This is a genomic window from Bacillus sp. JK74, from assembly GCF_053663395.1.
In genome coordinates, this window is the sequence record NZ_JBSJQB010000008.1 from 21,794 (window position 1) to 48,586 (window position 26,793).

Below are 26,793 nucleotides of genomic sequence, written 5' to 3' on the forward strand. Positions count from 1 at the left end.
AATGCCACACACCTTTTTATGAAATTAAAGTCCTTTTACGAGATCTTCAATGCTTGATAGTGCTTGAGCGGTCAATTCTGTATGGCTGTAATCCGTTAATGTTTTTTCCCGCTCTTTCTTGCCGGAACAATGGGCGATGATGTCCTCGAGGTGAGTATGGAAACGATTCATGAAGAACTCGATTGCCCCCGGTGCAAATACATCGGTATAAACGGCTTTTACCTCCAGTTGCCCGGCCGCCACCATCGCGTTAATATCCAGATCAAACTCGCGGATGCGCCCGGATGCTATATCATGCTGCGGCTTGAACGGTGACATCTTCAGCGTCCCCTCAAGACCGTCAAACGCACCGAGATAGTTAAAGCTTATTTCTGGGTCTTTATAAAGAATGTTTCGCGAATATCTCAGCAGCCCGTAGCCGGTTCCGTGATGAGGAACCCGTCTCATCATGTCTTTTACCGTCTTTATGCGGTGCGCGGTTTTTTCGCCTGAGCCGTCCGGCACTCTCATATCCAAAAGCACCGGGTAAACAGATGTAAACCAGCCTGCCGTTCTTGACATATCAATGTCAGGAATATGCCCTTGGCGTCCGTGTCCTTCAGTGCTGATAAGCATCTGTTCGGAACCCGTCCACTCATGAAGCGCCATTCCAAGCGCCGTTAAAAGCAATTCATGAACATCCGTTCCGTATGCCTGCTGTGTTTCCAACAGCAGCTGCTTCGTGACTTCGCTGCTTAATATCCACGATGCAGTGCGCGCGTTTTCCTGCAATCGTCCGGCGTTTTCATCAGTTATTTTCGGCAGCGGCGCTGTTTTACCAGACATCACGCTGTCCCAGTATGCGGCTTCCTCCAGCAATGCTTTGCTCTTGGAAATGTCAAAAAGCTCTTCAGCATACTTTATATAAGAATCGCTTTTCGGCGGCAGTTCGATTTGTTTGCCGTCCAATGCCTGCTGATAAGCTGTCTGCAGATCTTCAAGCAATATCCTCCATGACACGCCGTCCGTGATAAGGTGATGAATCGTGATAAGCAGATGGTCGGCTTCTTTCAGCCTGAACACTCCGAGATGAAGCAGAGGGCCTTGATCAAGGCGCATAGCCTGCTGTATTTCTTTTTCCTCAGCGGCTATCCGTTTTTCCGGCTGTGTTTCTTCTGAAAGATCTATGACGTTAAGCGTAAAGATTTCTTCATGCTGCTCTGTGATTCCGCGGTTATATTGAACAACTTCCCCATGCTCATTTTCAGTGAAAGTCATTCGCAGCGCATCATGATGTTCTGTCAGCGCGCAAACCGCCTGATACAGCGCATCTATTTCGAGGCTGTCTTCACTGCACAACATGACTGATTGGTTATAATGAAGCTCAAACGCACCCGGCTCCTCAAAAAATCTCTGCTGGATCGGTGTCAGCGGAGCGCTTCCTTCTATCGGGCCCTGATCAGCCGTTGCAACAGCCGGCGTGAGGTGTTTCGCGAGTTCTGCAATCGTCGGGAACTGAAACAAATCGCGGATCGACATGTTCCAGCCTTCTCCGGCGAGTCGGGCTGACACTTGAAGCGCCTTAATGGAATCTCCCCCAAGCTCAAAGAAAGAGTGATGAATTCCCGCTTTCTGAATATGAAGCACATCTTCCCAAATCCGGCATAACATCGCCTGTTTTTCATCGCCGGGCGCGACAAATGCCTGTGATGAATGTATCTCTTCTGCCGGCAATGCCGATTTATCAAGTTTGCCGTTCAGTGTCAGGGGCATGCTGTCTAAACCGATAATATGAGACGGCATCATATAAGCCGGAAGCTCCTGCATAAGAGACTGGCGGAGTGATGAGATATCGGCCTCTTTAGGAACGATGTATGCCGCTAACCGGGCTTGTCCTTCGGCATCTTTCATCACGGTAACAGCCGCTTCTTTGACTTGATCGTGTTTCAAAAGCACACTTTCTATTTCTCCCGTCTCAATTCTGTATCCCCTGATCTTCACCTGCTTATCAATCCGCCCTTGAAAACGAAGAGTTCCATCCGGCAGCCAGCAAGCCTGATCTCCGGTTCTGTAAAGTGTTTCTCCCGTTTGTAACGGGTCACTGAATGCGTCCTCTGTCAGCTCAGGCTGTCCCCAATATCCTTTGGCGACGCCGGCGCCTCCGATATACAGCTCTCCGAAAACGCCGATCGGCTGGACCTGTTTGTCTTTGTTTAAGACGTACATTTGCACATTCGGAAGCGGAACACCGATCGGCACATCATCTTCCCGCGGCTCTTCGCTCATTCCGGCTTCATAATACGAAGAATCAATTGTCGCTTCTGTTACACCGTAGCTGTTAATGATCCGCATTTCTTTCCCAAAGCGTTCATGAAGCGTATAAAAATCTTGCGACTTGATCATATCTGAACCAAGTACCAGTATTTTTACGCTTTGCAGCGCGAGTTTCCGGCGGTATATATATTCCATAAACGGAACAATCAGCGCGGGTGTCGACTCCATAAACGTGATACGGTGCTGATCAATGAGCCGATAAAGCTGCTGCGGCTCAAGCCGGACGTCATCCGGACAAATGACAAGCGTTCCCCCGTTCAGCAGGGCGCGTGCAAGATCCCCTGAAAATACATCAAATGAGAAACTCGCCATCTGCAGCACTCTGACCGGTATAAGATCAAGCTCATAAATCCTGCGCCATGCAAGTGCTGCATGCGTAAAGCTGCGATTTCTGACTTCGACTCCCTTCGGCGTTCCCGTTGTTCCCGAAGTATATATGATATATGCGGTATCATCCGGTGACGCTGCCGGCTGAATATTCTTTGCAGAAATATCGTATTGATCTTCATGATCAAGCTGAATGAGAAATAGATTGTGATCCGTCAGCTGTGAAGCAAGTTCTTTGTATTCTGACTGCACCATCAAGACGGATGCCGCGCTGTCTTTTAATAAATAGCGAATCCGTTCCTCAGGATAATGGGAGTCAACCGGTATATACGCCCCTCCTGATTTCATGACGGCAAGAACACTGACGATCGCTTCAATCGAACGGTTTGCCAATATAGCTGCTCTTTTTCCCGGACCGAATCCATTTTTGTGTAATGTTCGGGCAAGCCGATTTGCCCGCTCATTAAGCTGGAAATAGCTGATCTGTTGTGCTCCTTCAATAACAGCGGTCTGATGAGGCGTTTCTTCTGCTTTCTCTTCAAACAGCTGGTGAAACAGTTTGTGTTTTTCCATGAATTCGGTTTGTGTGTTATTAAACTCAATCAGTAACTTTTGTTTTTCTTCTTCATCCAAAATGTCAGCTTTCGATAGTGTGACTTCCGGTTCGGCGGCAACATGGCGCAAGAGATTCAGTAAGTGGCCCATCCAGCGTTCAATCGTTTCTTTTATAAAAAGCTCGGTGCTGAATTCCATCTCAAAGCGGATGTTTCCATCGGATTCAGCCGCTGATAAGGTCAGGTCAAAACTTGATACATCATGTTCGGTATGCTCTGAGCGTGACGCCTTCAGACCGGCCAGATTTATCTCCTCTCGCTCCATATTCTGAAGAATAAACATCGCGTCAAACAGCGGATTGCGGCTCATGTCCCGCTGCACGCCGAGCCGTTCCACCAGCTCTTCAAACGGGTAGTCCTGATGCTCATACGCCTCAAGCGCCGCCTGGCGGACTTCCGCCAAATAATCGGTAAACCGTTTGTCCCCCTTCGGCTCCGTTCTGATGGCGAGCGTGTTGACGAACATGCCGAGAATCGGTTCAAGGTCTTTGTGCGGACGCCCGGCAATCGGCGAGCCGACAATGATGTCTTCCTGCCCGCTCAATCTCGCGAGTAACGTATTGTACGCGGCGAGAAGAACCATATACAAAGTGGAGCCGTGATCGCGTGCGATGCGGTGAAGGCCGGATGCCGTTTCAGCGTCAAGCGTGCACGATACGCTGCCGCCCGCAAAGCTTCTGACAGCCGGACGGGGCTTATCAGCCGGAAGCTCAAGCACCGGAAGCTCTCCTTCGAGCCGTTTCAGCCAATACGCTTCCTGCTTCTGATACCCTTCTTTCTGCTGAAACGACCGCTGCCAGACGGCATAGTCTTTATATTGAAGGCGCATCGGCGCAAGCGAACGGCCTGCGTACAGCTCGCCGAATTCTTTTATCAAGGTGTTGACGGACACACCATCGGAAATAATATGATGCATATCCGTTAATAAAAGATGGCGTTCGTCCGATTCTTTCACGAGGGCCGCACGGAAGAGCGGCGCTTCCTCCAGACAAAACGGCCGGACGAATGCGTCAGCTGAATCGGCCTCATCGAGCTGAAACGGTACGCTGTCATGGATGCGCTGCACCGGTTCGCCGTCAGGCCCTGTTTCAAAGGACGTTCTGAGCGACTCGTGCCGCTCCACAAGCTGCCGGAACGTCTCCTCCAGCCGGCTGCGGTCAAGCGGGCCCGTCAGTTCCAGCACAGCCGGCATATTGTAGCCGACACCGCCGTCTTCAAGCTGCTGGAGCACATACATCCGTTTCTGCGCCGAAGACACCGGGTATGTGTCCTGTTTTTGCGCAGGCTGAATCGCTTCATACGGGCTCTCTTCCAAGTCCTGAATAACCGAAGCGAGCTCTTCCACCGTCGGCCGGGCGAAGATGTCCTGTAACGGCACCTGAACACCGAACTCTTTGGCGATGCGGGAGACGAGAGCCGTCGCTTTTAACGAATGGCCGCCCCGCTCAAAAAAGTGATCCCGGATGCCGACAGGGCCGTTTTTCAGCACCTCTTCCCAAAGGGCGCAAAGCTTCATTTCCGTGACGTTCCGAGGGGCTGTGTACGCCCGTCTGTCTGCCGATCCGCCGGGAGCCGGCAGCGCGCGGCGGTCAAGCTTTCCGCTCGGTGTGACCGGCCACTCGCTCATCTCTATAAACTGAGCCGGCACCATGTAGGCCGGAAGGCGTGCCGCAAGCTCCGCCCGCACGTCATCGCTTTTTCGTCCTTCAATATAGGCATAAAGTGCGGTCTCGCCGTGTTCGGTCCGGGCAGTGACCGCCGCCTCACGAATGCCGTCAATGCGCCGGATCGCCGTTTCGATCTCCCCCGGTTCAATCCGGTAGCCGCGGACTTTCACTTGTCCGTCTGAACGCCCGAGCCATTCGACAAGGCCGTCTTCTGTCCAGCGTGCAATATCGCCCGTCTGATACATGCGTTCTCCCGGATAAAACGGATCATCGAGAAAGCGCTCCTCCGTCAGCTCAGGGCGGTTCAGATAGCCCCGGGCCACGCCGGTCCCCGCGATGTACAGCTCTCCTGCCACGCCCGCAGGCTGGACGGTTCCCCCGCCGTCTAACACATAAAGACGGGCACCCGGAACGGGTTTTCCGATCGGAAGCCGCGTCCGTCCGCTGTCCCGTTTTCGATCACAGACGTAAAAGGCCGCATCGACCGTCGCTTCTGTCGGCCCGTAGCCGTGAATAAGCACGGTCTCCGGCAGAAGATCGGCAAACCGGGCAGCCGTAAGCGGGGAAAGAGCTTCCCCTCCGGCAAACACGCGTGTCAGTGTTCTGCCGAGGCGTGTTCTTGTTTCTGCAGGCTCAGTTTCCAGCGCGTCTAAAAAGCTGTTGACCATCGCCGGAATAAAATGCGCGGTCGTCACCTTTTCAGAAGAAAAAGCTTCAATCATCCGCACAGGATCTTTCTCCCAGCCGGCCGGAAGCAGATACACGGAGGCGCCTGACATCGTCCACCAAAACAATTGCCAGATGGAGGCGTCGAATGAAAAGGATGATTTCAGCACGATAATGTCCTCTTCCGTTAACGGAAACTGCCCTTGCATCCCTGATAAAAAGGCGGCGGCCTGACGGTGTTCAACAGCCACTCCCTTCGGTGTTCCCGTCGAACCGGACGTATAAATGATATAAGCGAGCGAATCAGCATCCGCTTCGTCAGAGACAGCCCCTGTCTCCGCCTCACCTGTAAGGGCAGAAAGAGACACTTCTAGCGTTTCGCCGGAAAAACCGGGAACGGATAACCCCGACTGTTGAAGCAGGAGATAGGCGCCGCAGTCATCGAGCATATAGCGCAGCCTGTCCTCCGGATATTCCGGGTCAAGCGGCACGTAGGCGCCGCCTGCTTTTAACACGGCAAGCACTGAAATCACCACCTCTGGCGAGCGTTCAGCGAGCACACCGACCACGCTTTCTTTGCGGACGCCTTTTTGGCGGAGCCGAACAGCGAGTCTGTCTGTGTACCGGTCAAGCTCGGCGTACGTCAGCATACCGTCCGGAAAACGAAGCGCCGGACAATGCGGCGAAAGCGCGGCGCGGCGGGTGAACAGCCCGTGAAGCGTCGGGGCCGGCGGTTCAACCGCTTCTGTATGGTTAAAAGCAGTTAACACCCGTTTCTTTTCTTTTTCATCCGCCATATCAATATGCCGAATCAGCCGGTTTGGATTTCTAACGGCATTTTCAACGATCGTCAGCAAATGAGTTTGAATCCGTTTAATCGATGTTTCAGTAAATAAAGCGGATTGATAATCAAAATTCAGCTCAATCAACCCCGTATCTGTCCGCTCCTTAATTAAAATGGACAGCTCATTTGCCGTATGCCCGCTGAAAAACATCGCCGTTTCATAATCGAAGCCCTCCGCCTGATGCCACGCGAGAGGCTGGTATTGCATCGAAATCCCGATGATATTTTGCAGATCGTGATGAACCTGCCTTAATTCATTGACAAAAAGATTGTAAGGATATTTCTGGTGCCGCATAACAGACAGCTGCTCTTTTCCTACGCTGCGGACAAAGGACAGGAACTCCGCATCAGGATCTGCCGTCATTCTGATCGGCAGTGTGCTGACGAACATGCCGAGCATATCCTTTTCGAGCCTGGAGCCCCGGTTTCCGTAATAAGTGCCGATGGCAATATCTTTTTTAGCCGTCAGACGGCTGATGCATATGTATAACGAAGCCATAAACAGAGAGATGATGCTGATATTATTTTCTTTGCAAAAACGCCGGATAGATTGTTCTAAGGAGTGAGAAAGAGTGATTGTATCTCTGGAAGCCGCAGTGCTTTGTCTAAGATGAGAGGTTCGTTCCGCCAGTGAAAGGTGTTCCGGAACGGTTCGGTATGTTTCAGTCCAAAATGAACGGTCCTTTTGAAAACGGGAAGACTGTAAGTATTGCTGTTCTTTTTCCATGTAGCTGAGATAGGAAGGCCTGTGATGTTCAGCTAAATCCTCGCCCCGCATGATCTTTTGGTAGATATCAATGAGCTGGTTGCCGAGCAGGTTGAGCGAGATGCCGTCCATGATAATATGGTGAAATTTTGAATAAAGCCAAACTTCTTCGTCTGACATGACAAGCAGAGTAAATTGATACAGAGGTGAATGAAACAGCTTGAACGGAACACGGGTCTGCGTGTCAATCCATGCGTCCCGCTCTGAGTTATCAGTATGAGTAAAATCAACAGTCTCTAAAGAAATCGGCCGATGCCCGGCCAGATACAGCTGGGGTTCTGATCCGTCCCCTTCTGTCAGTTGAAACCTGAGCGAATCATTTTGCGAGATAGAAAAATCTAAAGCATGGCGCAGTACGTCAAAATCAATGTCCCCCCTGAATTTGACGCATGCCGCGAGATTGCAGATACTTGTGCCCGGTTCGAGCAGCTCGGTAAACCACACTCTTCTTTGTGCGTGAGTTAAAGAATAAACAGTGTTCTTCAATGGAATCCCTCCGCTTCAATTTAAGAGGATAAGAAAGTGAAATAATTACAATTAAATTTCGACAGCATATGACTAAATCATCCATATAAGCATTATTTTAAAACATATTTTAGAAATCACAATAAAAAATTAAATTTTCTCTAACATTTTTTAGAATATAGTATATATTCCTCACTTCATTTCTTCATTTCTATAATCTTTATACCATGTAAAACGGTATGTATGCACACTGCAAACTGGTTCTTAAACACTATAATAAGGAATAAAATGTATAATTAATTGCGCTTTTAAAAAGGTTTTTCCTCCTGAAAAGAAGTTTCATGTTAGAAAATGAAAAATCGGTGAACAAGTAAGAAAGTAGTATGTAAAAAAAAGGAAGTATATTGCGATATTACTTTTTGAAAAGATTGATTCATAATCGCAATATAATGTTTTACAGACATCAAAAAAAAGCCGAACCCTCTAAGGATCCGGCCCTTCTTATTGATTTGCCAGCACGACTGCGATTTTGTCTTCGATGTCTTTGCCGTCATCTTCGTCAAGCAGCCCGTTTTGAAGCACGGAAAAAATAAGCGTATCTCCTGTTTTTGTGTCTGCATAGCCGGCAATCGAACTGACTGATGTTAGTGACCCGGTTTTCGCTTTAATTTTGCCCTCTGCCGGAGTATTCTTCAGCCGGTTCCGAAGAGTGCCTCCCGTCATTCTGTCGCTTGCACCGGCGACAGGGAGCGAACGAAGGAAAGCCGGGTACCACCTTTCTTTCTGAACCGCATACAAAAGCTCTCCGATTTGGCCGGCGGATACGCCGTTAATATGAGAAACGCCGGATCCGTCTCTTGCAATCAATTCATCCGGATTCAGCCCGAACGATTTGAGCTCCGATTTCATCACGTCCAAGCCCTTTTCCCAGCTGCCCTCCCCTTTTTTCACTTTTCCCATTTCCTTGATCAGAATTTCGGCGTGCCCGTTGTTGCTCAGTTTCATAAACGGGATCAATAATTCTGAAAGAGGCATGGACGTCCGTGATGTGACAAGCTGGGTGCGGTGCGGCATTCGCCCTGTTCTGATTTTCCCTTTTACAGTTATACCCTGTTTAGTAAGCGCTTGTTTCCATAAATCTAAAGCATAGGACGACGGGTCCCACACTGCCGCCCATTCTCTTGCCTTTGCCGAGCCGGCAGGTATGGTTCCCTTTATCGTAATCACATTGCCACCGTGCTCCCGTTCAACCGTCAATTCTTTCTTTTCATCAGAAGCGACGGTTTTCACTTCATTTTTCACACGAACGACGTCCGTATGGGGAGAAATCGAAATACGCGGCTTTTTACCGGGCTGTTTCGCCGGGGTGATTTCAGCAATCACCGTTCCGGTATCATAATCTTCATTTGGGGAAGCAGTAAGAGCTGATACTTGCGCGCCATAATATTGGCCTTCATCACTCCACGGAAGATCAACTGAATACCTGGTATCGTCATACCACGAATCATCCCCGACCAGATCTCCTTTAATGACATGGATGCCTCTGGCTTTGACTTGTTTAGCCATCTTCTCAAAATCAGAAGCCAATAGGGTCGGATCGCCTTTTCCCCTGAGATAAAGGTTTCCGCGCAGCTGTTTTCCTTTCACGGCGCCGTCTGCCCGTACTTCTGTCTTAAAGGTGTAATCTTCTCCGAGAACGGAAAGCGCCGCAGATGCCGTCAACAGTTTCATCAATGATGCAGGCCTCAGCCGCATATCTTCCCGGCTGCCGAACAGCACCTCCCCTGTTTTTGCTGACCGGACACTGACGCCCGCTGAAGCCCCCTTTAAAGCGGGTTCTTCATCCAGAATGTGTTCCAGCTCTTTTTGCAAAGTATTTTTTTGTTCAGCCGCCTTAGCCGCATCATCAATATAAGGAACTTCGGCAATGATCAAAAGCAGAATCACCGCGCACAAGCGTTTCACATATGTTTTCAATGTTATCCCGCCTCTTTCCTATTCTTCGTCATGCAAAATGGTGATCCTGGATGACGCAGCCGCTTCTTCGCCCGGTTTCAGAATCTGAAGCCCTGTCAGTGATGCAGGCTGATTCAGATTAAAAGCATCTGTAACGGAAGTATAAGGCTCAAGACTGACAAACCCCTGCTTTCCGTCGCCGTTATATACCACCCAATGCTTGAAAGACGTGTCCGCTTGATACAAAACGGATAATTTCTCATTCGGATGATAAATAACAGCTTCGTTATTGCCGCCATTCCGTCCGGAAGAAAGAAAAACATCGTCAAACTGTTTATTTTTCAAAGACATCCCGTGACGGAACGCTTCTTTATCAGGCACATCCAATAAACGGCCTGTCGGTACGAAACGTTCATTTAATTCCCACATGCGGTCAGCCGTCAAAAATAGACGGGATCGCTCTTCATTGAAAACAAATGTGGAATGATAGCCTAGCCCCCAAGGAAAAGCCTCCGTTCCCTTATTCATAATCAGCGCCCGCTGCGTAAACACATTGTCTTTTAATGTATAGGTCATCCGGACAATGACATCGTGCGGAAATTGTTTATGAACACGGGGAATCTTTGAAAGATCAATTTCTGTTTCGACTGTCATTCCATCGCCCTCTTCTTTCGCTGCCGCCGCTTTCCAATGCTGATTGTGAAGAAAGCCGTGAATATGATTATGTTTATCCTCTTCGTTTATCTCGAATTGATACGCGCGGCCGTCAAAACGAAACGTCCCGTCCGTAATCCGGTTCGGCGGGAATAAAACGGGAATGCCGTACAGCATCGGTTTTTTGAGGAATTCCTCCGCAGTTTCCGGTTCTCTCAGAAGCCGCATACCGGTTCTTTTATCCCGAAGCGATATGACATTTGATCCCCACTCCGGCACAATGATGCATTCAGCCTGATCAGTCTCCGCCTTTATGGCTGAAACTCCTAAATAAGTCGTATGTTCAATCGTCATAAGCACCTGCCCTTTCCTTGTTTTCTAGCATGTATAGGAATTCCATTTTCTAAACTCATTTTCCTTCTCTAAAAAAACATCGCCCGTATGAATTGAGCGATGTGCGGTAAAACCTTATTCAATCAGCCGGGTAATCTGTTTTTTCTTCCATACAAACCGGTAATATCCGTATTGCAGCAGCAGGCTGACGACAAAAGCCGCCGGATAACCGACCCAAATGCCGAGAATGCCGAGATTCGTATAATGAGAAAGAATAAAGGCCACAGGCACTTCAATTCCCCAAATCGTAAAAATGCTGATAATCGTCGGCCATAACACCGTACCGCTCGCCCGCATTGTTGCTGAAACAATCTGAGCGTGACCGAAAATCAGATAGCTCCAAAGGGTAATCATAATCAGATTGCGGGCAATGTGGAGTGTATCCTGATCGGTTAAAAACAAAGCCAGTATCTGCCGGGAGAAGGTGTAAATCAGCACAATCAAAACCCCGCCGATCAAATAATTCAGGCCGATCCCGACTTTGATGACCTGCTTCAGCCGGCCGAATTGATTGGCGCCAATGGATTGGGCGGCAAAAATTGAAACGGCGATACCGAGGCTTACCGCCGGCATCTGCACATAACTCGCCACTTGGTTGACGACCCCATAAGCAGCCGTCGCGTTTGATCCGTAATGATTGACAAATGAAATGACCGCAATTTCAGAAAGTGATACGAGTATCATATTGATGCTTGACGGAATACCGAGACGGAGTAAAAGCGCGAGCAGCTTTTTGTCCATTTTAAGAGAACGGAGCGCAGTCCGGTCAAATGCCAATGGATGTTTCCTTTTCCGCAAATAAACCATGAGTACGATAAATGTCACGATGTTTGAAATCACGGTTGCATACGCCGAACCGTAAATGCCGAACTTCGGAAGTCCGAAAAGCCCGAGAATCAATAAGGGCAAGAGACCGATGTTTATGACTGTACTGACGATTAACGTATAAAACGGAGTCTTTGAATCTCCCGTTCCGCGTAAAAATGTCGTATACGCAAAATATAAAAACATCAGCGGCATTGCGCAAAACAAAATGCGCGCATATCGGACACTGACATCTATTACGTTTTCCGGCGTTCCCATCAGCCGCAGAATATCAAGCGTAAACACACTGCCGACAACTGCCAGAACAACACCGAGCATAAAGGTAAAAGTCAGTGTAGTGCCGACAATCGCCTTCATCCTCTCTTCGTTTTTCGCGCCGTAAGCCTGACCGATCAGAATGGAACTTCCCGAACCGATTCCGATCGTAAAGGAGATCAGCAGAAAAAACAGCGGAAAAAAAGACGATACGGCGGCAAGCGCATCGACTCCAAGCCACCTTCCGACAAATACCATTCCGACCAATTGGCCGACAGATTGCAATACATTGCTTAAAAGCAGCGGCACTAAAAACAGTGACATCGATCGCCAGACAGACTGGCCGCGGCCTTCCGCTGTTTCTAAATGATCTTGTACTTCCATATGTAGGACTCCTTTTTTGATTTTCTTCCATTTTATTATTCAGCAGACAGCTTGTAAAAACCTTTTGTTCAATGAAACTCTTTATCTTTTTCTCACGTCTTACATGGAAATAAACCATAAAAATAAAAAGTCCGGAAAATATTTCTGAAAAGGTATTGTAATCTTACCGTAATTATTGTAACATTTGTAACATAAGAGAAAGAGATTGATTGAAGGAGAGATTATATCATGAAAAAATGGCTATTATTCCTCACTACTATTACATTGATTCTGTCATTGGGCACTGCGGCGACCGCAAAAAATGCATCTAATGACCTTACACAAAAACAAGCACTTCAACTGGCCCTGTCAGCGAGAGAACATTTTTGGAACACGATGAGCGGCGGTGCGCTTAAATCAAACGCAAACTGCACATCTGAACCGTTTGAATATCAAAATCTTCAATACGTATTTATGTGCAAAGACCTCGGAACAAAAGCGAAAGCCGTAAAATATCTGACACCCGCTTTTACAAAGCAAGCGATTGACAAAGGGCTCAAAGATTACCACTTCACTGTAAAAGACGGCAAATTGGCTGTTCCGGTTGGCGACGGAGATAACCTCCTGAATTGGAAAAAAGCAAAAATGACTCTTCTTTCTAAAAAAGGAAGCGTTCAAACATACCGCTTCACTGTACCGACTCTTGACGGTTCTCCGTCAGCAAAACGCGATGTAACATTCGTAAAAGAAAACAACGTTTGGAAAGTCAATCAATTTGATGCTGTCATATAAGAAAAAGCCCGCTTGCTTACAGCGGGCTTTTTTCACATCATTTCCACCAGGTTCTTGCAAAATATTAAACTCAAAAACCCCTTGTATAACAAGGGGTTTTCTGTTTTGCCGACATTATTAATCTGCGCCTATCTTATACAAAAAACGCTCTAGGAGAGATTCGAACTCCCGACCTGCAGTTTAGGAAACTGCTGCACTATCCGCTGTGCTACTAGAGCCTGCTTCTATTATAGTAACGCTGGCGGCCGTTTTTTTCAAGCCTACAGCCCTCCGAACACTTTATAGGCGGCTCTCGTCGTATCTTCATCTATTCCGATATAACGCATTGTAATAGACGGAGAAGAATGATTCAAAATCCTCTGCAGTTCAGCAATGTCTTTTGTCCTCTGATAAAAATGATACCCGAACGTCTTTCTAAGCGTATGCGTCCCGATTTCCTCCAATCCGCAAGCGGCTGCCGCTTCCTTTAATATTCTGTATGCCTGAATCCGGGAAATAGGCTTATTCGTCCGTTTCGATTTAAACAAATAGTCATCCTCTTTCATGTCTTTTGTATAAGCGTATATGTCGGCCTTTAAAGACTCCAGTATCAGAATTTTTCTTTTCTTTCTCGTTTTGCTTTCGGTTGCCCACACATGGTCTTTGTTCCTTACATCCCTCACGCGAAGCGGCAGAACATCAGAAATCCGCAGTGCGCTGTTCATGCCGAAAATAAATAAAAAATAATCACGATCACTTTTCTTCATTAAATACTGTTTGACTTCCTGGATCTTCTCCAAACTTCGGATCGGCTGTACGATATGCATCAAAAAACCCCTTATAATTGGTAAAGTAACATATTGAGCATTATGTTACTATTATAGCCGAAACCTGTTGAATGATAAAGGATAAAGGGCCTTATGTAACATAATATACATAGTGTTACATAAGGGGAATAAGGCATGCAGTTTCATCGAAGTCTTCAAAAACATCATTTTCGACCCGGTGGCGGGCTTTTAAATCAATAGATACTCACGGTATTAAAAAAGAAAAACAACGTCCTTAAAACAAAATTTGAGCATTCGTTTTTTTGTGAGCAACCGAAAAAATGAAAAAAAAGACACAATATGAAATTGTGTCCTAGTCTTCATCTTTTACATCAATGTCTTCAGGAAGCGGCTCATTTAAAAACTCTTGAATCATTTCCTTATATTTTTCCAGCTGTTCGAGATGGGTTTGAAATTGTTCCTTGTTGATTAAATATTGCTGTCCGTCATGTACGGCCCTTATTTTATTCGTCAAAACAAGATTGTGCACATATTCTTCAGGAAGACTGGTAAACTCAGCTGTCTCTTTGATCGTTAAATACATGGCTCACGTTCCTTTCATATGTCATGTGAGTGAATTCTGTTTTGTTTATTGTAGCTTATTTTTTGTCTTTATGCTTGTTTCACAGCTTTTTCTGTCCGGTTTCCCATTTAGCCTATTTGCGACTGATTACATTCACACAGAAACTCCGGCTTTTTGCGCACCGGACTATTCCGTTTGTCACTTGTGAAAACAGCACATTTTACTTACTCTATAATTGTAAGCGGAAAACAAAGGAGGCAGACTATGAAAAAGAAAAAGTTTATGAATCTCTGTTTTATCGTTCTGCTCAGTACTTTGCTCGCGGCCGGAAGCATCCCTTATCACGCTCAGGCTAAGAAACACCCGTTTTCCTATGACGACTACAAACAGGTAGATGTCGGCAAAGACGGCATGGTTGCCACCGCCCATCCTCTCGCTTCACAAATCGGTGCCGACGTGCTGAAAAAAGGCGGCAATGCAGTTGACGCCGCGGTCGCCATTCAATTCGCATTAAACGTAACTGAACCTATGATGTCGGGAATCGGCGGCGGCGGATTTATGATGGTTTATGATGCGAAGACGAAAGACACCACCATTATCGACAGCCGGGAACGCGCACCGGCAGGCGCAACACCGGATATGTTCCTTGACGAGAACGGCAAAGCCATCCCTTTCTCCGAACGCGTTACTAAAGGGACTGCAGTCGGTGTTCCGGGAACATTAAAAGGACTTGAAAAAGCGCTCGACAAATGGGGCACACGCTCCATGAAACAACTCATCACCCCTTCCATTAAACTTGCCTCAAAAGGCTTTCCGATCGATTCGGTTTTAGCTGATGCCATCTCAGATTATAAAGACAAATTATCACACACCGCTGCAAAAGACGTGTTTCTTCCGGACGGAGAACCTCTGAAAGAAGGAGACACACTCATCCAAAAAGACTTAGCCAAAACATTTACAGCTATTAAGTACAAAGGCACAAAAGCATTCTATGACGGTGCATTCTCCAAAAAGCTTGCGGAAACAGTGCAGGAATTCGGCGGCTCAATGACAGAAAAAGATATTAAAAACTTCAATGTGACGATTGACGAACCGATCTGGGGAGATTACCAGGGCTATCATATCGCAACTGCTCCTCCTCCAAGCTCGGGCGGTGTTTTCCTGTTGCAAATGCTGAACCTCCTGGATGATTTTAAGCTTTCTCAATATGATATCCGTTCTTGGCAAAAATATCAGCTTCTCGCAGAAACGATGCATTTGGCTTATGCTGACCGCGCCGCATTTGCCGGGGATCCAGAATTCGTCAACGTCCCTCTCAAAGGCCTCTTGAATCCAGATTATATCAATGCCCGCAGACAGCTGATAGATATTGATAAAGTCAATAAAAAACCGAAAGCCGGCGACCCTTGGGCCTATCAGGAAGGTTCTGCAAACTATAAACAAGTGAAGCAGCCGACTGACAAACAAGAAGGCCAAACGACTCACTTCACGGTAACTGACCGCTTCGGCAATGTCGTATCTTATACGACAACGATTGAACAGCTGTTCGGTTCCGGCATTATGGTTCCCGGATACGGTGTTGTGTTGAATAATGAGTTAACAGACTTCGATGCGGTGCCTGGCGGCGCAAATGAAGTGCAGCCGAATAAACGTCCGCTCAGCAGCATGACTCCGACTATTTTATTCAAAAATAACGAACCTGTCCTGACTGTCGGCTCTCCCGGCGGAGCAACGATTATTTCTTCCGTCCTGCAAACGATCCTGAACAAAGTTGAGTACGGCATGGATCTGAAAGCGGCGGTCGAAGAGCCGAGAATTTACACAAACAGCATGACATCCTATCGATATGAAAAAGGAGTGCCGGAAGAAGCCCGCACAAAACTGAACGAAATGGGGCATAAATTCGGCAGCAGCCCGGTTGATATCGGTAATGTGCAAAGCATCCTGATCGACCGTGAAAACGGCACCTTCACCGGAGTTGCCGACTCAAGCCGAAACGGAGCCGCAATCGGCGTAAACTTGAAACAATATAAAAAATAACTAGACAAAAAGCCTCATTTCTCAAGCTGAGAAATGAGGCTTTTGTTTATTCTGCACTGTATTCAGATGAGGATTTTTCAGATGTTAACGAGGCAAGTAAAAGCACGCCACACATCGCGATGACAACACCCGCTGATCCGATCCATGTCACTGACGCAAGAGACAGATGAGTGACAACAATGCCCCCGATGCCCGCCCCGGCCGCCATAGCCAGCTGCATCACGGACTGGTTGAGGCCAAGTAATACACCCGATGATTCAGGCTCCATCGTTGCCAAATGATACTGCTGAGCAGGTCCTGATGACCAGGCGGCGAAGGACCAAAAAATAAGCACTGCCGCCGCTCCGAAAGCAGAATGTGTGACAAACGGCAATAACATGAGCATGATAGCATGAAGCGCCATTCCGCCGGTTAATGTCATACGCGCCCCCCATTTGTCTGCACTGAAACCGCCTGCTTTAGAACCGGCAAGACTTGCAACACCGAAAATAAGCAGCAATGTACTCAGTATTCCGCTGCCGATATGAGTGACGTTCAGTAAATACGGAGAAAGGTACGTATACGCAACCGAATAGCCTCCGAGCCAAAAAAACGTAATAGCCAGCCCGACAGCCACCTTTCGTTTCTTCAAAAGAGAAAATTGCTGAATGAGCGGCACCGGTTTATCTCCTTTTATCTCAGGCAACGCGAAACGTATAATAAGCATAGCAATGATTCCGATTGCCGCAATTCCGGCGAAAACCACCTTCCAGCCGAAAGCTTCAGACACGGTTCTTCCGATCGGAACACCGATAATGAGCGCCGCCGTAAACCCCATAATGACGGTTGCGAGAGAACTTGCCTGTTTTCCCGGGGGAGCGATTTTTGCTGCGATCGTAAGCGCGGTGACCACCACAGTTCCTGCTCCAAGCGCCATGATCACCCGGGCTGCCGCAAATAAGCCGTATCCCTGTACGAGAAATGAAATGATATTTCCGATTACAAACAATCCAAGAGCATAGATCATAAGCTTCCTTCTATCCAGTTTTGCTGTAAGGGCCATCATGACAGGCGTTCCGATTGCATAAACAAGTGAAAAAATCGTAATCAGCTGCCCAGCTGCTGCCACAGTAACTCCCAAGGAACCTGCAATTTTATCAAGCATGCCGGATATCACATATTCAGACGTCCCCACTAAAAAGCTGATAATTGCCAAAATGTAAATCTTCCAGGTATTTTGCACCTGACACACTCCTTCATTGATGATTTATATAAAGATATATTGTGATATATCGATATAAAGAGTTGAACAAACAGAAACAAATCGCAATATGTCGATGTGTAATCGGAAAAAGAAACTGAATCCCTCTTCTAAAGGATTCAGCCCTACATTTCGCGCTGAAAATAATCGGCCATCGCCTTTATCGCATCTTCATCTCTTTTATAATAGGTGTATTTGCCAATCCGTTTTGTTTGGATAAGGCCTGCCCGCTGAAGGATGGAAAGATATTGAGACGCCGTTGACTGTGTCATCTGAAGCTTATCGGTGATCTGGCTGACACATACTCCGATCTCATTCATATCAATGCCATCATGCGGTGCGAAGTGACGGTCCGGCTCTTTCAGCCACTGTAAAATCTCAAGCCGTGACTCATTAGACAACGCTTTAAAAACATCAATAGGTTTCATACGCTTTATTATATCGTGATTTTACGATATGTCAATGTTATATTTCTTGAATCTCTATTTTTTGTTTTGTCTCTCTTATGATCCGGGAAATAAAATCACTCACATTCTCTTCAAATGTGTTTTCCCGCCCGTATTGCCTTACATGTACAGAATGGTGGCGGCACTCTTGATCTCCCACAACCGCAATATACGGTATTTTTTTCATTTGTGCTTCTCTGATTTTATAGCCGAGTTTTTCATCACGCTGATCGAGCTCAGCCCGGATACCCGCTTTCTTTTTGAGAAAACCGGAACGAAAAAAAATTGGCGTACACAGCTGTTCTGTTTTCTCATTTTCCGTTCGATAATGTTTTTAATCCATTCAGCAGTTCTTCAAACGCCGATGTCAAAAATAAATCACTCCGGTAGATGAATGATATATTCATATTCCGAAAATGTTCAGGAAGCTCATGAAGAAAAAGATTTTTCCTGTTTTGAAAATAACGGACGGCTGATGCAGGCAGAAAGGAGACCCCCATCCCCGCCTGCACCGCCCCAATAATGGCTTCCAACGTACCGAATTCAATGATTTTATGTGCGGGCACTGCCTCTTCTTTCAGTATGTTTTTTATTTTGCGGCGGTGCGAACAGCCCGCGGCAAAATACAGAATCGGCTCTCGCAGCAAGTCTTGCAAACTGCCTTCCCGCTTATTTGAAACCAAGACCAATTCTTCTTGAAATACAGCGACTTGCTCAAGATCTTCATATTCGACCGGTCCGTAAACAAAAGCGCCGTCCAGCTCATAGTGTAGAACGCGCTGCACTAAGGTATGTGTATCACCCGTTGACAGCGACAGCTGTACTTTCGGGTAGCGGCTGCAATACTCCGTGAAAAATTGAGGGAGATGGACGGCTGCCGCCGTTTCAAGAGAACCGATTCGAAGCGGGCCGTTCGGATCGCCTGCCTCTTGCGCCGTTTTTTGCGCCTCATGCAGCAATTGAAGGATTCTGTCTGCGTCTTTTAATAAGTTTTCACCTGCTGGCGTCAGCGTCATTCCCCGATTTGTGCGGTAAAAAAGCTGTGTTTGCAATTGCCGTTCCAGCTGCTGAATCCGGTTTGTCACATTTGATTGAACATAATGCAGGCTTTCTGCCGCCTTTGAAATACTTCCTTTGCGGGCGACAGCCTGAAAAATCTTTAAGTCTCCGCTTTCCATGTAAGGGCACCTTCTTGCTATGATTTTTATTGATAGCCGGCTATCAATTTTCATTTATTTACTGCAGCTGATACAGCCTGTAAAATCTTTCTCATCAATCATAAAGGAGAGAAGAAAGATGAATGCCCTTATCATACACGAAAATGGCTTTGATTTCAGGCAGGCACCTGACAAAAGGCCGGGTAACGGCGAAGTAAAAATAAAGCTGAAAACAGCCGGATTAAACCATCGTGATTTGTTTTTAATAAAAAAACACGAAACCGGAAACCATGAATTTATTCTCGGTTCAGACGGCGCGGGAATCGTAACCGAAATAGGACACGGCGTCCGGTCTCATTTACTGAATGCAGAAGTCATCATCAACCCGGTGCTGAATTGGAAGACTGTTGAGGACGTACCAGCCGTCCCTGATATTTTAGGCGGTCCGAGCGACGGAACATTTTCACCTTATGTCATCGTTCCTGCGGAAAATGCCGTTTTAAAACCCGAACACCTGACTTGGGAGGAAGCGGGCGTCCTGCCGTTATCAGCATTAACCGCTTATCGCGCCTTATTTACAAAAGGACAATTAAAAAAAGGCGAACACCTTATCCTTCCGGGCATCGGAAGCGGCGTGGCAACATACGCCTTATTCATGGCAAAAGCTATCGGAGCGACAGTCAGCGTCACCTCCCGCAGTGAAAACAAAAAACAAACCGCACTGTCATACGGTGCAGACCGGGCGATTGACAGCTACGGTGACTGGAATGAGGCGCTGAATGGCGAAAAAGCAGATATCATACTTGACGGTGTAGGCCCCGCCTTATTTCAACACTATCTTGACATTATTAAACCGAATGGCCGGATCGTAACATTCGGCGCCAGTTCAGGCGATCAGCTCGGATTTCCCATTCGCTCGCTGTTTTTTCCGCAGATTCATATTCTCGGTACATCAATGGGAAGCAATGAGGAATTCGCGGATATGCTGGAATTGATAAACCGCTGCGGCATCCGTCCCATTATCGATCGCATGTACCCTCTCGGTGAAGCAGCTGCCGCTTTTAACAGGATGCGGGAAGGACAGCAGTTCGGCAATATCGGCTTTCGTATAGATGTCTAAAAAAAGGAGCGGACCCGTCCGTTCCCTTATTTGTTTATAAGCGTTTCCGCTTGAAATTCAAAATGTTGTTCTTCATCGATTAAAATCTGCCCGCAAATCGACTGCAGACACACAGAGCCCGTCACGTTTTTTAAGGCGTCATAAATAAACGGCGGCGATGACTTCCGCCGTCAGCAGCACCATGATCGACAGCTCAAGGCTTGCAAATCGTCTCAGTCTCCGGAAGAAAACAATCTCTCCGCTCTGTAAAACAAAATTCCATATTTATCTTCCATTTCCATATTTCCTTTATATGACCAATACAAGAAGAAGGAGGTTCCATTTCAATACGAAAAACCGGCTGTTCCCAGCCGGTTTTATAAATAAATCCCTTTATTTACGGTAAAACAGTGCTCCCCATTAAATAACTGTCGACTTCGCGCGCTGCTTCCCGGCCTTCATTAATCGCCCATACAATCAGGCTTTGGCCCCTTCTCGCATCCCCTGCGGCGAAAACACCGTCAACATTCGTTTTATAATCCCCATATGCCGCCTGAATTTTATGATTTGCCGAATCGACACCGAACTGTTTCAATAATGGCTGTTCTGTTCCTTCAAAACCGATGGCGATGAACACCAGCTGAGCAGGCCAGACTTTTTCTGTACCGGGCAGTTCATGAAATTCATACTTTCCGAATTCGTTTCTGACTTTTTCCATTTGGATGGTGTGGATCTCTTGTAAGCGGCCCTGCTTATCGGCCACCATTTTTGTCGTCTGAATTGAATATTCTCTCGGGTCTTTGCCGAACTTTGCCTGCGCTTCTTCATAGGCGTATTCAAGGGTAAAGACGTGCGGCTGTTCAGGCCACATATTGTCGTTCGTGCGCGTCTGAGGAAGTTTAGGATGTTTCCCGAACTGGTGCACGCTGCGCGCTTTTTGGCGCAGCGCGGTTGCCACGCAGTCAGCTCCTGTGTCTCCTCCGCCGATCACGATGACATCTTTCCCTTTAGCGTCTATAAATTGTTTGTCTTTGAAGTTGGAATCTAAATAGCTTTTCGTCGCCAGTGTTAAATAGTCCATCGCATAATGGACGCCTTTTGCTTCCCGGCCTTCAATCAGCAGATTGCGCTGCTTTTGGGCGCCTGTGCACAAAATGACGGCATCAAATTGTTCTTTCAGCTCATCTGCCGTTATGTCAACGCCGATTTCGGTATTTGTCACAAAATCTATACCTTCCTGCGTCAAAAGCTTAATACGGCGTTCGACGACATTTTTCTCAAGCTTCATGCTCGGAATGCCGTACATCAGCAGGCCGCCGGCTCTGTCGGCACGCTCATAGACCGTTACGGAATGACCGGCTTGATTCAGCTGATCAGCGCTTGCCAGACCTGCCGGGCCTGAACCGACGACAGCGACTTTTTTACCTGTGCGTTTCACGGGAATTCTCGGCTGAATCCATCCATTTTCAAAACCTTTGTCAATGATCGTCCGCTCGATGTTTTTAATTGAAACAGCCGGATCTGAAATGGCCAGCGTACAAGATCCTTCACAAGGAGCGGGACAGACCCGCCCTGTGAATTCAGGAAAGTTATTCGTTTTCAGAAGGCGCTCCAAGGCTTCTTTCCAGCGCCCCCGATAGACGAGGTCATTCCACTCCGGTATCAGATTATAAATCGGGCAGCCGGAGGTAAAACCGTTGATATCAGCGCCGATTTGGCAAAACGGTGTGCCGCAATCCATACACCGCGCCCCCTGCCGCTTTGACGCTTCATCTGAAAATGGAGCCGAATACTCTTTCCAATCCTTTAAGCGAGTGAGAGGGTCCCGCTCAGCCGGTTTTTCTCGTTTTTCTTCCATGAATCCAGTTGGTTTCCCCATGTTCCTCTCCCCTTTCTTACTGTACTACCGCTTGTTTTTGATCTTTGGCAGGCGTTTGGAGGACCTTTGTATTGGCTTCAAAAGCATACATAATTGCGTCTTCTTCTGATAAACCCGCCGCTTTTTGTTCTTCGATGCTGAGGAGCATTTGTTTATAGTTTTTCGGAATGATTTTGATAAAGGTTTCTGCGGCTTTTTCCCAATTGTCCAGGAGATCTGCGGCTTTTTTGCTGTTTGTCAGCGCCGCATGCCGTTTGACCATTTCTTGCACTCCTTTGATCTCCGCCTCATCCGTCAGCTTTTCAAATGAAATCATTTCCATGTTGCATTTGCGTTTAAATGCTTTGGCATCTTCACTCAGGACGTATGCGATACCGCCTGACATTCCCGCCCCGAAGTTTTTGCCGACTTCGCCGAGGACGACAACCCGGCCGCCTGTCATGTATTCACATCCGTGGTCTCCGATACCTTCTACAACGACATTGACTCCGCTGTTACGGACTGCAAAACGTTCACCGGCGCGCCCGTTAATGTACGCTTCCCCGCTTGTTGCTCCGTAAAATGCGACGTTCCCGATAATAACGTTATCGTGTGTTTCACAATTGAAGGCATCAGGCGCTTTCACGATGATTTTTCCGCCTGAAAGCCCTTTGCCTACGTAGTCATTTGAATCCCCGTTCAAATGAAGCGTCATCCCTTTAGGGACAAATGCTCCGAAACTCTGTCCGGCTGATCCGGTAAAATGAAGTCTGATCGTATCATCCGGCAGGCCTTCCGCTCCGTAGCGTTTAGAAATTTCACTTCCCGTCACGGTTCCGGCTACGCGATTTGTATTATTGATCTTGATTTCAGCTTCCGCTTCCTGACCGGCTTCAATTGCAGCCTGCACCGCCGGAAGAATAACTGTCATATCAAGCGACTCGTCGATTTTATGGTTTTGCGCCGTACGGAAAGTGCGTATGCCTTCAGGCTGGTACAGCAGTGTGGATAAATCAAGCTGTCCCGCTTTCCAATGCGCTTTCGCACGTTCACTGACATGAAGAACGTCTGTCCGTCCGATCATTTCATCAAGCGTCTTAAAGCCTAACTGCGCCATATATTCACGCACTTCTTCTGCGACAAACAGCATGTAATTTACGATATGGTCTGGATCGCCCATGAATTTTTTGCGGAGCTCCGGATTTTGCGTCGCGACACCTACAGGACATGTATCTAAATGGCAGGCGCGCATCATGACGCAGCCAAGAACGACAAGCGGCGCTGTAGCAAAGCCGAATTCCTCCGCACCGAGCAAGGCGGCCATCACGACATCTCGGCCTGTCATCAGCTTACCGTCCGTTTCCAATACCACGCGATCCCGTAAACCGTTCAGCATCAGCGTTTGGTGAGCTTCTGCAAGACCAAGCTCCCACGGAAGACCCGTATGTTTAATACTCGTTTTCGGCGATGCGCCCGTTCCGCCATCGTAGCCGCTGATGACGATGACATCCGCAGTGCCTTTTGCCACACCGGCCGCAATCGTGCCGACACCGGCTTTTGACACGAGCTTGACGCTGATTCGCGCGCTTCGATTTGCATTTTTTAAATCATGGATCAGCTGCGCCAAATCTTCAATTGAATAAATATCATGGTGAGGAGGCGGTGAGATCAGCCCTACACCTGGTGTAGAACCGCGGACATCCGCGACCCAAGGATATACTTTGTTCCCCGGAAGCTGACCGCCTTCTCCCGGCTTCGCCCCTTGCGCCATTTTGATCTGCAATTCATCCGCATTGACGAGATAATGGCTCTTTACGCCGAAACGGCCGGAAGCGATCTGTTTAATCGCACTTCTTCTGTCGTCGCCATTTTCATCCGGAACGAAACGTTTCGGATCCTCGCCGCCTTCTCCGCTGTTGCTTTTTCCGCCAAGCCTGTTCATCGCTATCGCTAAAGCCTCATGGGCTTCCTTGCTTAATGAACCGAACGACATCGCTCCTGTTTTAAAACGTTTCACGATGGACGCAGCTGATTCAACTTCCTCTAATTTTAAAGGCTTGCGGTCTTCTTTGAAGGCGAACAGATTGCGTAAAAATCCGATTCGTTCTTCATCCGCTGCTTGAGAATACTGCTTAAACAGGCTGTAATCATTTTTTCGGCAGGCCCATTGCAGCGTATGGATGGTTTTCGGGTTGAAAGCGTGGTGCTCTCCCCCGTTCCGCCATTGGAATTCACTTCCCGGATCAAGAGTTTGGCTGTAATCATCCTTGTACGCCGCTTGGTGGCGCTGTTTCGCTTCTTGCGCAATCGTCTCGATATCGATTCCGCCAAGCTGAGATGCAGTACCGGTAAAGTATTTTGCGATAACGTCTTCACCGATGCCGACCGCTTCAAAAATTTGGGCGCCCCTGTAACTTTGCACAGTTGAAATCCCCATTTTTGACATCACTTTCACGACGCCTTCTGTTACGCTCTTTCCGTATTTGCTGACAGCTTCTTCATACGGAATATCAAGCCGGCCTTCATCGATTTCCTGCTTATACGTAGCATAAGTCAAATACGGATTGACAGCATCGGCACCATACCCGATGAGAGCCGCAAAGTGATGAACTTCACGCGCTTCCCCGGATTCAACGATAATGCTTGCTTTTGTTCGCAGGCCTTGACGGATCAAATGCTGATGCAGCGCACTGACGGCCAAAAGCGGCGGAATCGGCGTCAATTCCCTACTCATTGCCCTGTCAGATAAAATTAACAGAGATACGCCTTCCTTGATCGCTTTTTCCGCTTGCTGAAACAAATCCTTCAGGCCTTTTTCCAGGTCATCGGAAAACAGCGTGCGGATGTTCTGGCTCTTAATGTCAGGGTGCACAAGTGTTTTCAGCGCATAAAACTGTTCGTTTGATAATACAGGAGTATACAATTTTATGCGGCGTGCATTTCTTTCACTCGGATGCAGCAGATCGCCTTCAGCTCCAAGCCATGTCACCGTAGAGGTCACAAGCTGCTCGCGGATCGCGTCAATCGGCGGGTTTGTGACTTGCGCAAACAGCTGTTTAAAGTAATGAAACAGTGATTGGGCGCGATCGGATAAAACGGCGAGCGGCGAATCATTTCCCATAGAGCCGAGCGGGTCCTTGCCTTCTTTAATAACAGGAATTAAATACTTCTGAATATCTTCATACGTATAGCCGAACGCTTTTTGACGGACGAGAAGATCATCGAATTGTTCCTCTTCCCGGATTTCCGGGTCAGGATTCACTTGAACCAATTCTTCTTCAAGCCATTTTTGATACGGGAATTCATTGGCTATTTCTGTTTTTACTTCTTCATCTGAAATAATCCGGCCTTCCTCTAAGTCAATGAGCAGCATTTTTCCGGGCTCCAGACGTTTTTTATGAAGAATGTTCTCCTGCTCCACTTCAATAACGCCGACCTCAGATGAGAAAATAATATGGTCATCTTTTGTCACATAGTAACGTGCCGGACGCAGGCCGTTACGGTCAAGGATGGCGCCGATCTGTTTTCCGTCCGTAAACGAAATGGCGGTCGGCCCGTCCCACGGCTCCATTAAAGAGCTGTGATATTCATAAAAAGCCCGTTTCGCTTTAGACATGTGAGTGTTTTCTGTCCATGGTTCCGGAATCAGCATCATTGCCGTATGTGCCGGTTTCCGCCCCGCCATCACGAAAAATTCAAACGCATTATCAAGAATGGATGAGTCACTGCCCTCAGCATTTAAAATCGGCAGCACTTTGTGAAGATCGTCTCCGAAGCTTTCTGAAACGAACTGCTGCTCCCTCGCTCTCATCCAATTGATGTTGCCCCGAAGCGTATTGATTTCTCCGTTATGAATCAGATAGCGGTTCGGATGGGCACGTTCCCAAGTAGGAAAGGTATTTGTGCTGAATCTTGAATGCACGAGTGAAAATGCAGATACGAAGGTTTCATCCTGCAAATCCAAATAAAAAGCGTCAACCTGCTCAGGCGTTAACAACCCTTTATAAACAATAGTCTGGCTTGACAAGCTTGCGAAGTAAAAATCAAGCTGTTCTTGAACGCCCCAATTTTCCGCCTGCTTCCGGATGACATACAGTTTGCGTTCAAAAGCAAGGCTGTCTTTCAAATCGTTTGCGGCTCCGATAAATACTTGACGCACATACGGGCAAGTGCTTTGTGCCACTGTTCCGATTTTTCCGACATTTACAGGGACGGTTCTCCAGCCGAGAACAATCTGTCCTTCCTGCTCAATGAATGCATTCACCTGTTTTTCGATCTTTTTTCTTTCCTCTTCATTTTGCGAGAAAAAGACCATTCCTACCCCGTAACGGCCTTTTTCCGGCAGCTTCATTTCTCCGCACTCTTTCTTAAAAAAAGCATCAGGGATCTGAACCATCAGGCCGGCGCCGTCACCCGTATTCGGATCACTGCCCTGTCCTCCTCTGTGATCCAGCTGGCAAAGCATCTTCAGTCCTTTTTTGACAATGTCATGTGAAGGTTTCCCTTTTAAATGGGCATACAAGCCGATTCCGCATGCATCGTGCTCAAATTCCGGACGGTAGAGACCTTGTGCTTTCGGCATTTGATTGTAAGTCATAATTCCTCTCCCCCGATCAGTTTCCGTTAATTATCGGTCATAAAATCTGACAACTTTAAATTAATTGTAAGTTTTCAAAACAATATAAACAATATATAATTTAGATCAAATACATCTCAAAATGAGA

The 26,793-nt window shown here is 47.4% G+C and carries 14 protein-coding genes, 1 tRNA gene and 1 pseudogene; 3 read left to right on the plus strand and 13 right to left on the minus strand.

From position 1 onward, the window contains the following. Nucleotides 1–24 precede the first annotated feature (24 nt). The 4 genes from ACWJJ5_RS18000 to ACWJJ5_RS18015 all read right to left on the minus strand — a co-directional run bounded on the left by ACWJJ5_RS18000 (nt 25) and on the right by ACWJJ5_RS18015 (nt 12,129). The gene (locus ACWJJ5_RS18000; RefSeq protein WP_454022596.1) at nt 25–7,683 is read right to left on the minus strand and encodes an amino acid adenylation domain-containing protein; all 7,659 of its coding nucleotides are present in this window, start codon (nt 7,681–7,683) and stop codon (nt 25–27) included. A gap of 480 nt (nt 7,684–8,163) precedes the next feature. Further along, the gene (dacB, locus tag ACWJJ5_RS18005; RefSeq protein ID WP_454022597.1) at nt 8,164–9,639 is read right to left on the minus strand and encodes a D-alanyl-D-alanine carboxypeptidase/D-alanyl-D-alanine endopeptidase; all 1,476 of its coding nucleotides are present in this window, start codon (nt 9,637–9,639) and stop codon (nt 8,164–8,166) included. 18 nt (nt 9,640–9,657) lie between these two features. Then, nucleotides 9,658–10,626, minus strand: coding sequence for an aldose 1-epimerase (locus ACWJJ5_RS18010; protein ID WP_077723164.1), 969 nt, complete (start codon nt 10,624–10,626; stop codon nt 9,658–9,660). Between the two features lie 114 nt (nt 10,627–10,740). After that, complete coding sequence (locus ACWJJ5_RS18015) at nt 10,741–12,129, minus strand: MATE family efflux transporter (protein WP_146276906.1); 1,389 nt, start codon at nt 12,127–12,129, stop codon at nt 10,741–10,743. A 228-nt stretch (nt 12,130–12,357) separates the two neighbouring features. Between ACWJJ5_RS18015 and ACWJJ5_RS18020 the strand changes: the two genes are divergently transcribed. Beyond that, a complete protein-coding gene (locus ACWJJ5_RS18020) occupies nt 12,358–12,900 on the plus strand; it encodes an IseA DL-endopeptidase inhibitor family protein (RefSeq protein WP_015417595.1) in 543 nt (180 codons plus the stop codon). A gap of 145 nt (nt 12,901–13,045) precedes the next feature. On the opposite strand, the gene ACWJJ5_RS18025 is transcribed toward ACWJJ5_RS18020, so the two are convergent. The 3 genes from ACWJJ5_RS18025 to ACWJJ5_RS18035 all read right to left on the minus strand — a co-directional run bounded on the left by ACWJJ5_RS18025 (nt 13,046) and on the right by ACWJJ5_RS18035 (nt 14,250). Further along, nucleotides 13,046–13,118, minus strand: a tRNA-Arg gene (locus ACWJJ5_RS18025). Between the two features lie 42 nt (nt 13,119–13,160). Further along, the gene (locus tag ACWJJ5_RS18030) at nt 13,161–13,706 is read right to left on the minus strand and encodes a site-specific integrase (protein ID WP_003153850.1); all 546 of its coding nucleotides are present in this window, start codon (nt 13,704–13,706) and stop codon (nt 13,161–13,163) included. A 313-nt stretch (nt 13,707–14,019) separates the two neighbouring features. After that, nucleotides 14,020–14,250, minus strand: a complete 231-nt coding sequence (locus ACWJJ5_RS18035; protein ID WP_003153848.1) for an excisionase family DNA-binding protein — start codon at nt 14,248–14,250, stop codon at nt 14,020–14,022. A 243-nt stretch (nt 14,251–14,493) separates the two neighbouring features. On the opposite strand from ACWJJ5_RS18035, the gene ggt reads away from it, so the two are divergent. Continuing rightward, the gene (ggt, locus tag ACWJJ5_RS18040; RefSeq protein ID WP_077722426.1) at nt 14,494–16,269 is read left to right on the plus strand and encodes a gamma-glutamyltransferase; all 1,776 of its coding nucleotides are present in this window, start codon (nt 14,494–14,496) and stop codon (nt 16,267–16,269) included. A gap of 46 nt (nt 16,270–16,315) precedes the next feature. On the opposite strand, the gene ACWJJ5_RS18045 is transcribed toward ggt, so the two are convergent. The 4 genes and pseudogenes from ACWJJ5_RS18045 to ACWJJ5_RS18060 form a co-directional block, all read right to left on the minus strand. Then, nucleotides 16,316–17,491, minus strand: coding sequence for an MFS transporter (locus ACWJJ5_RS18045; protein ID WP_031379059.1), 1,176 nt, complete (start codon nt 17,489–17,491; stop codon nt 16,316–16,318). 143 nt (nt 17,492–17,634) lie between these two features. Further along, the gene (locus ACWJJ5_RS18050) at nt 17,635–17,937 is read right to left on the minus strand and encodes an ArsR/SmtB family transcription factor (RefSeq protein ID WP_003153841.1); all 303 of its coding nucleotides are present in this window, start codon (nt 17,935–17,937) and stop codon (nt 17,635–17,637) included. Between the two features lie 37 nt (nt 17,938–17,974). Beyond that, a pseudogene (locus ACWJJ5_RS18055) lies at nt 17,975–18,214 on the minus strand (His/Gly/Thr/Pro-type tRNA ligase C-terminal domain-containing protein); the annotation flags it as partial. A 52-nt stretch (nt 18,215–18,266) separates the two neighbouring features. Beyond that, nucleotides 18,267–19,133: a LysR family transcriptional regulator gene (locus ACWJJ5_RS18060; RefSeq protein WP_173612976.1), complete on the minus strand. Its 867-nt coding sequence runs from the start codon at nt 19,131–19,133 to the stop codon at nt 18,267–18,269. Between the two features lie 118 nt (nt 19,134–19,251). Here ACWJJ5_RS18060 and ACWJJ5_RS18065 point away from each other — a divergent pair, with 118 nt between their 5' ends. Next, the gene (locus ACWJJ5_RS18065; protein WP_454022598.1) at nt 19,252–20,232 is read left to right on the plus strand and encodes a zinc-binding dehydrogenase; all 981 of its coding nucleotides are present in this window, start codon (nt 19,252–19,254) and stop codon (nt 20,230–20,232) included. 376 nt (nt 20,233–20,608) lie between these two features. Here ACWJJ5_RS18065 and gltD read toward each other — a convergent pair whose 3' ends face one another. Both gltD and gltB read right to left on the minus strand, forming a co-directional pair. Continuing rightward, the gene (gene gltD, locus ACWJJ5_RS18070; RefSeq protein ID WP_077722432.1) at nt 20,609–22,090 is read right to left on the minus strand and encodes a glutamate synthase small subunit; all 1,482 of its coding nucleotides are present in this window, start codon (nt 22,088–22,090) and stop codon (nt 20,609–20,611) included. Between the two features lie 16 nt (nt 22,091–22,106). Next, nucleotides 22,107–26,666 carry a glutamate synthase large subunit gene (gltB, locus tag ACWJJ5_RS18075; protein WP_454022599.1) on the minus strand — a complete coding sequence of 1,520 codons (4,560 nt, stop codon included), beginning with the start codon at nt 26,664–26,666 and terminating at the stop codon, nt 22,107–22,109. Nucleotides 26,667–26,793: the final 127 nt, after the last annotated feature.

What these genes read in the sequence shown, in the direction of transcription:
- ggt (WP_077722426.1), top strand. Translation starts at nt 14,494, where the DNA reads ATGAAAAAGAAAAAGTTTATGAATCTCTGTTTTATCGTTCTGCTCAGT.
- ACWJJ5_RS18010 (WP_077723164.1), bottom strand. Translation starts at nt 10,626, where the DNA reads ATGACGATTGAACATACGACTTATTTAGGAGTTTCAGCCATAAAGGCG.
- ACWJJ5_RS18030 (WP_003153850.1), bottom strand. Translation starts at nt 13,706, where the DNA reads ATGCATATCGTACAGCCGATCCGAAGTTTGGAGAAGATCCAGGAAGTC.
- ACWJJ5_RS18050 (WP_003153841.1), bottom strand. Translation starts at nt 17,937, where the DNA reads ATGAAACCTATTGATGTTTTTAAAGCGTTGTCTAATGAGTCACGGCTT.
- gltD (WP_077722432.1), bottom strand. Translation starts at nt 22,090, where the DNA reads ATGGGGAAACCAACTGGATTCATGGAAGAAAAACGAGAAAAACCGGCT.
- ACWJJ5_RS18015 (WP_146276906.1), bottom strand. Translation starts at nt 12,129, where the DNA reads ATGGAAGTACAAGATCATTTAGAAACAGCGGAAGGCCGCGGCCAGTCT.
- ACWJJ5_RS18035 (WP_003153848.1), bottom strand. Translation starts at nt 14,250, where the DNA reads ATGTATTTAACGATCAAAGAGACAGCTGAGTTTACCAGTCTTCCTGAA.
- ACWJJ5_RS18020 (WP_015417595.1), top strand. Translation starts at nt 12,358, where the DNA reads ATGAAAAAATGGCTATTATTCCTCACTACTATTACATTGATTCTGTCA.
- ACWJJ5_RS18060 (WP_173612976.1), bottom strand. Translation starts at nt 19,133, where the DNA reads ATGGAAAGCGGAGACTTAAAGATTTTTCAGGCTGTCGCCCGCAAAGGA.
- ACWJJ5_RS18065 (WP_454022598.1), top strand. Translation starts at nt 19,252, where the DNA reads ATGAATGCCCTTATCATACACGAAAATGGCTTTGATTTCAGGCAGGCA.
- gltB (WP_454022599.1), bottom strand. Translation starts at nt 26,666, where the DNA reads ATGACTTACAATCAAATGCCGAAAGCACAAGGTCTCTACCGTCCGGAA.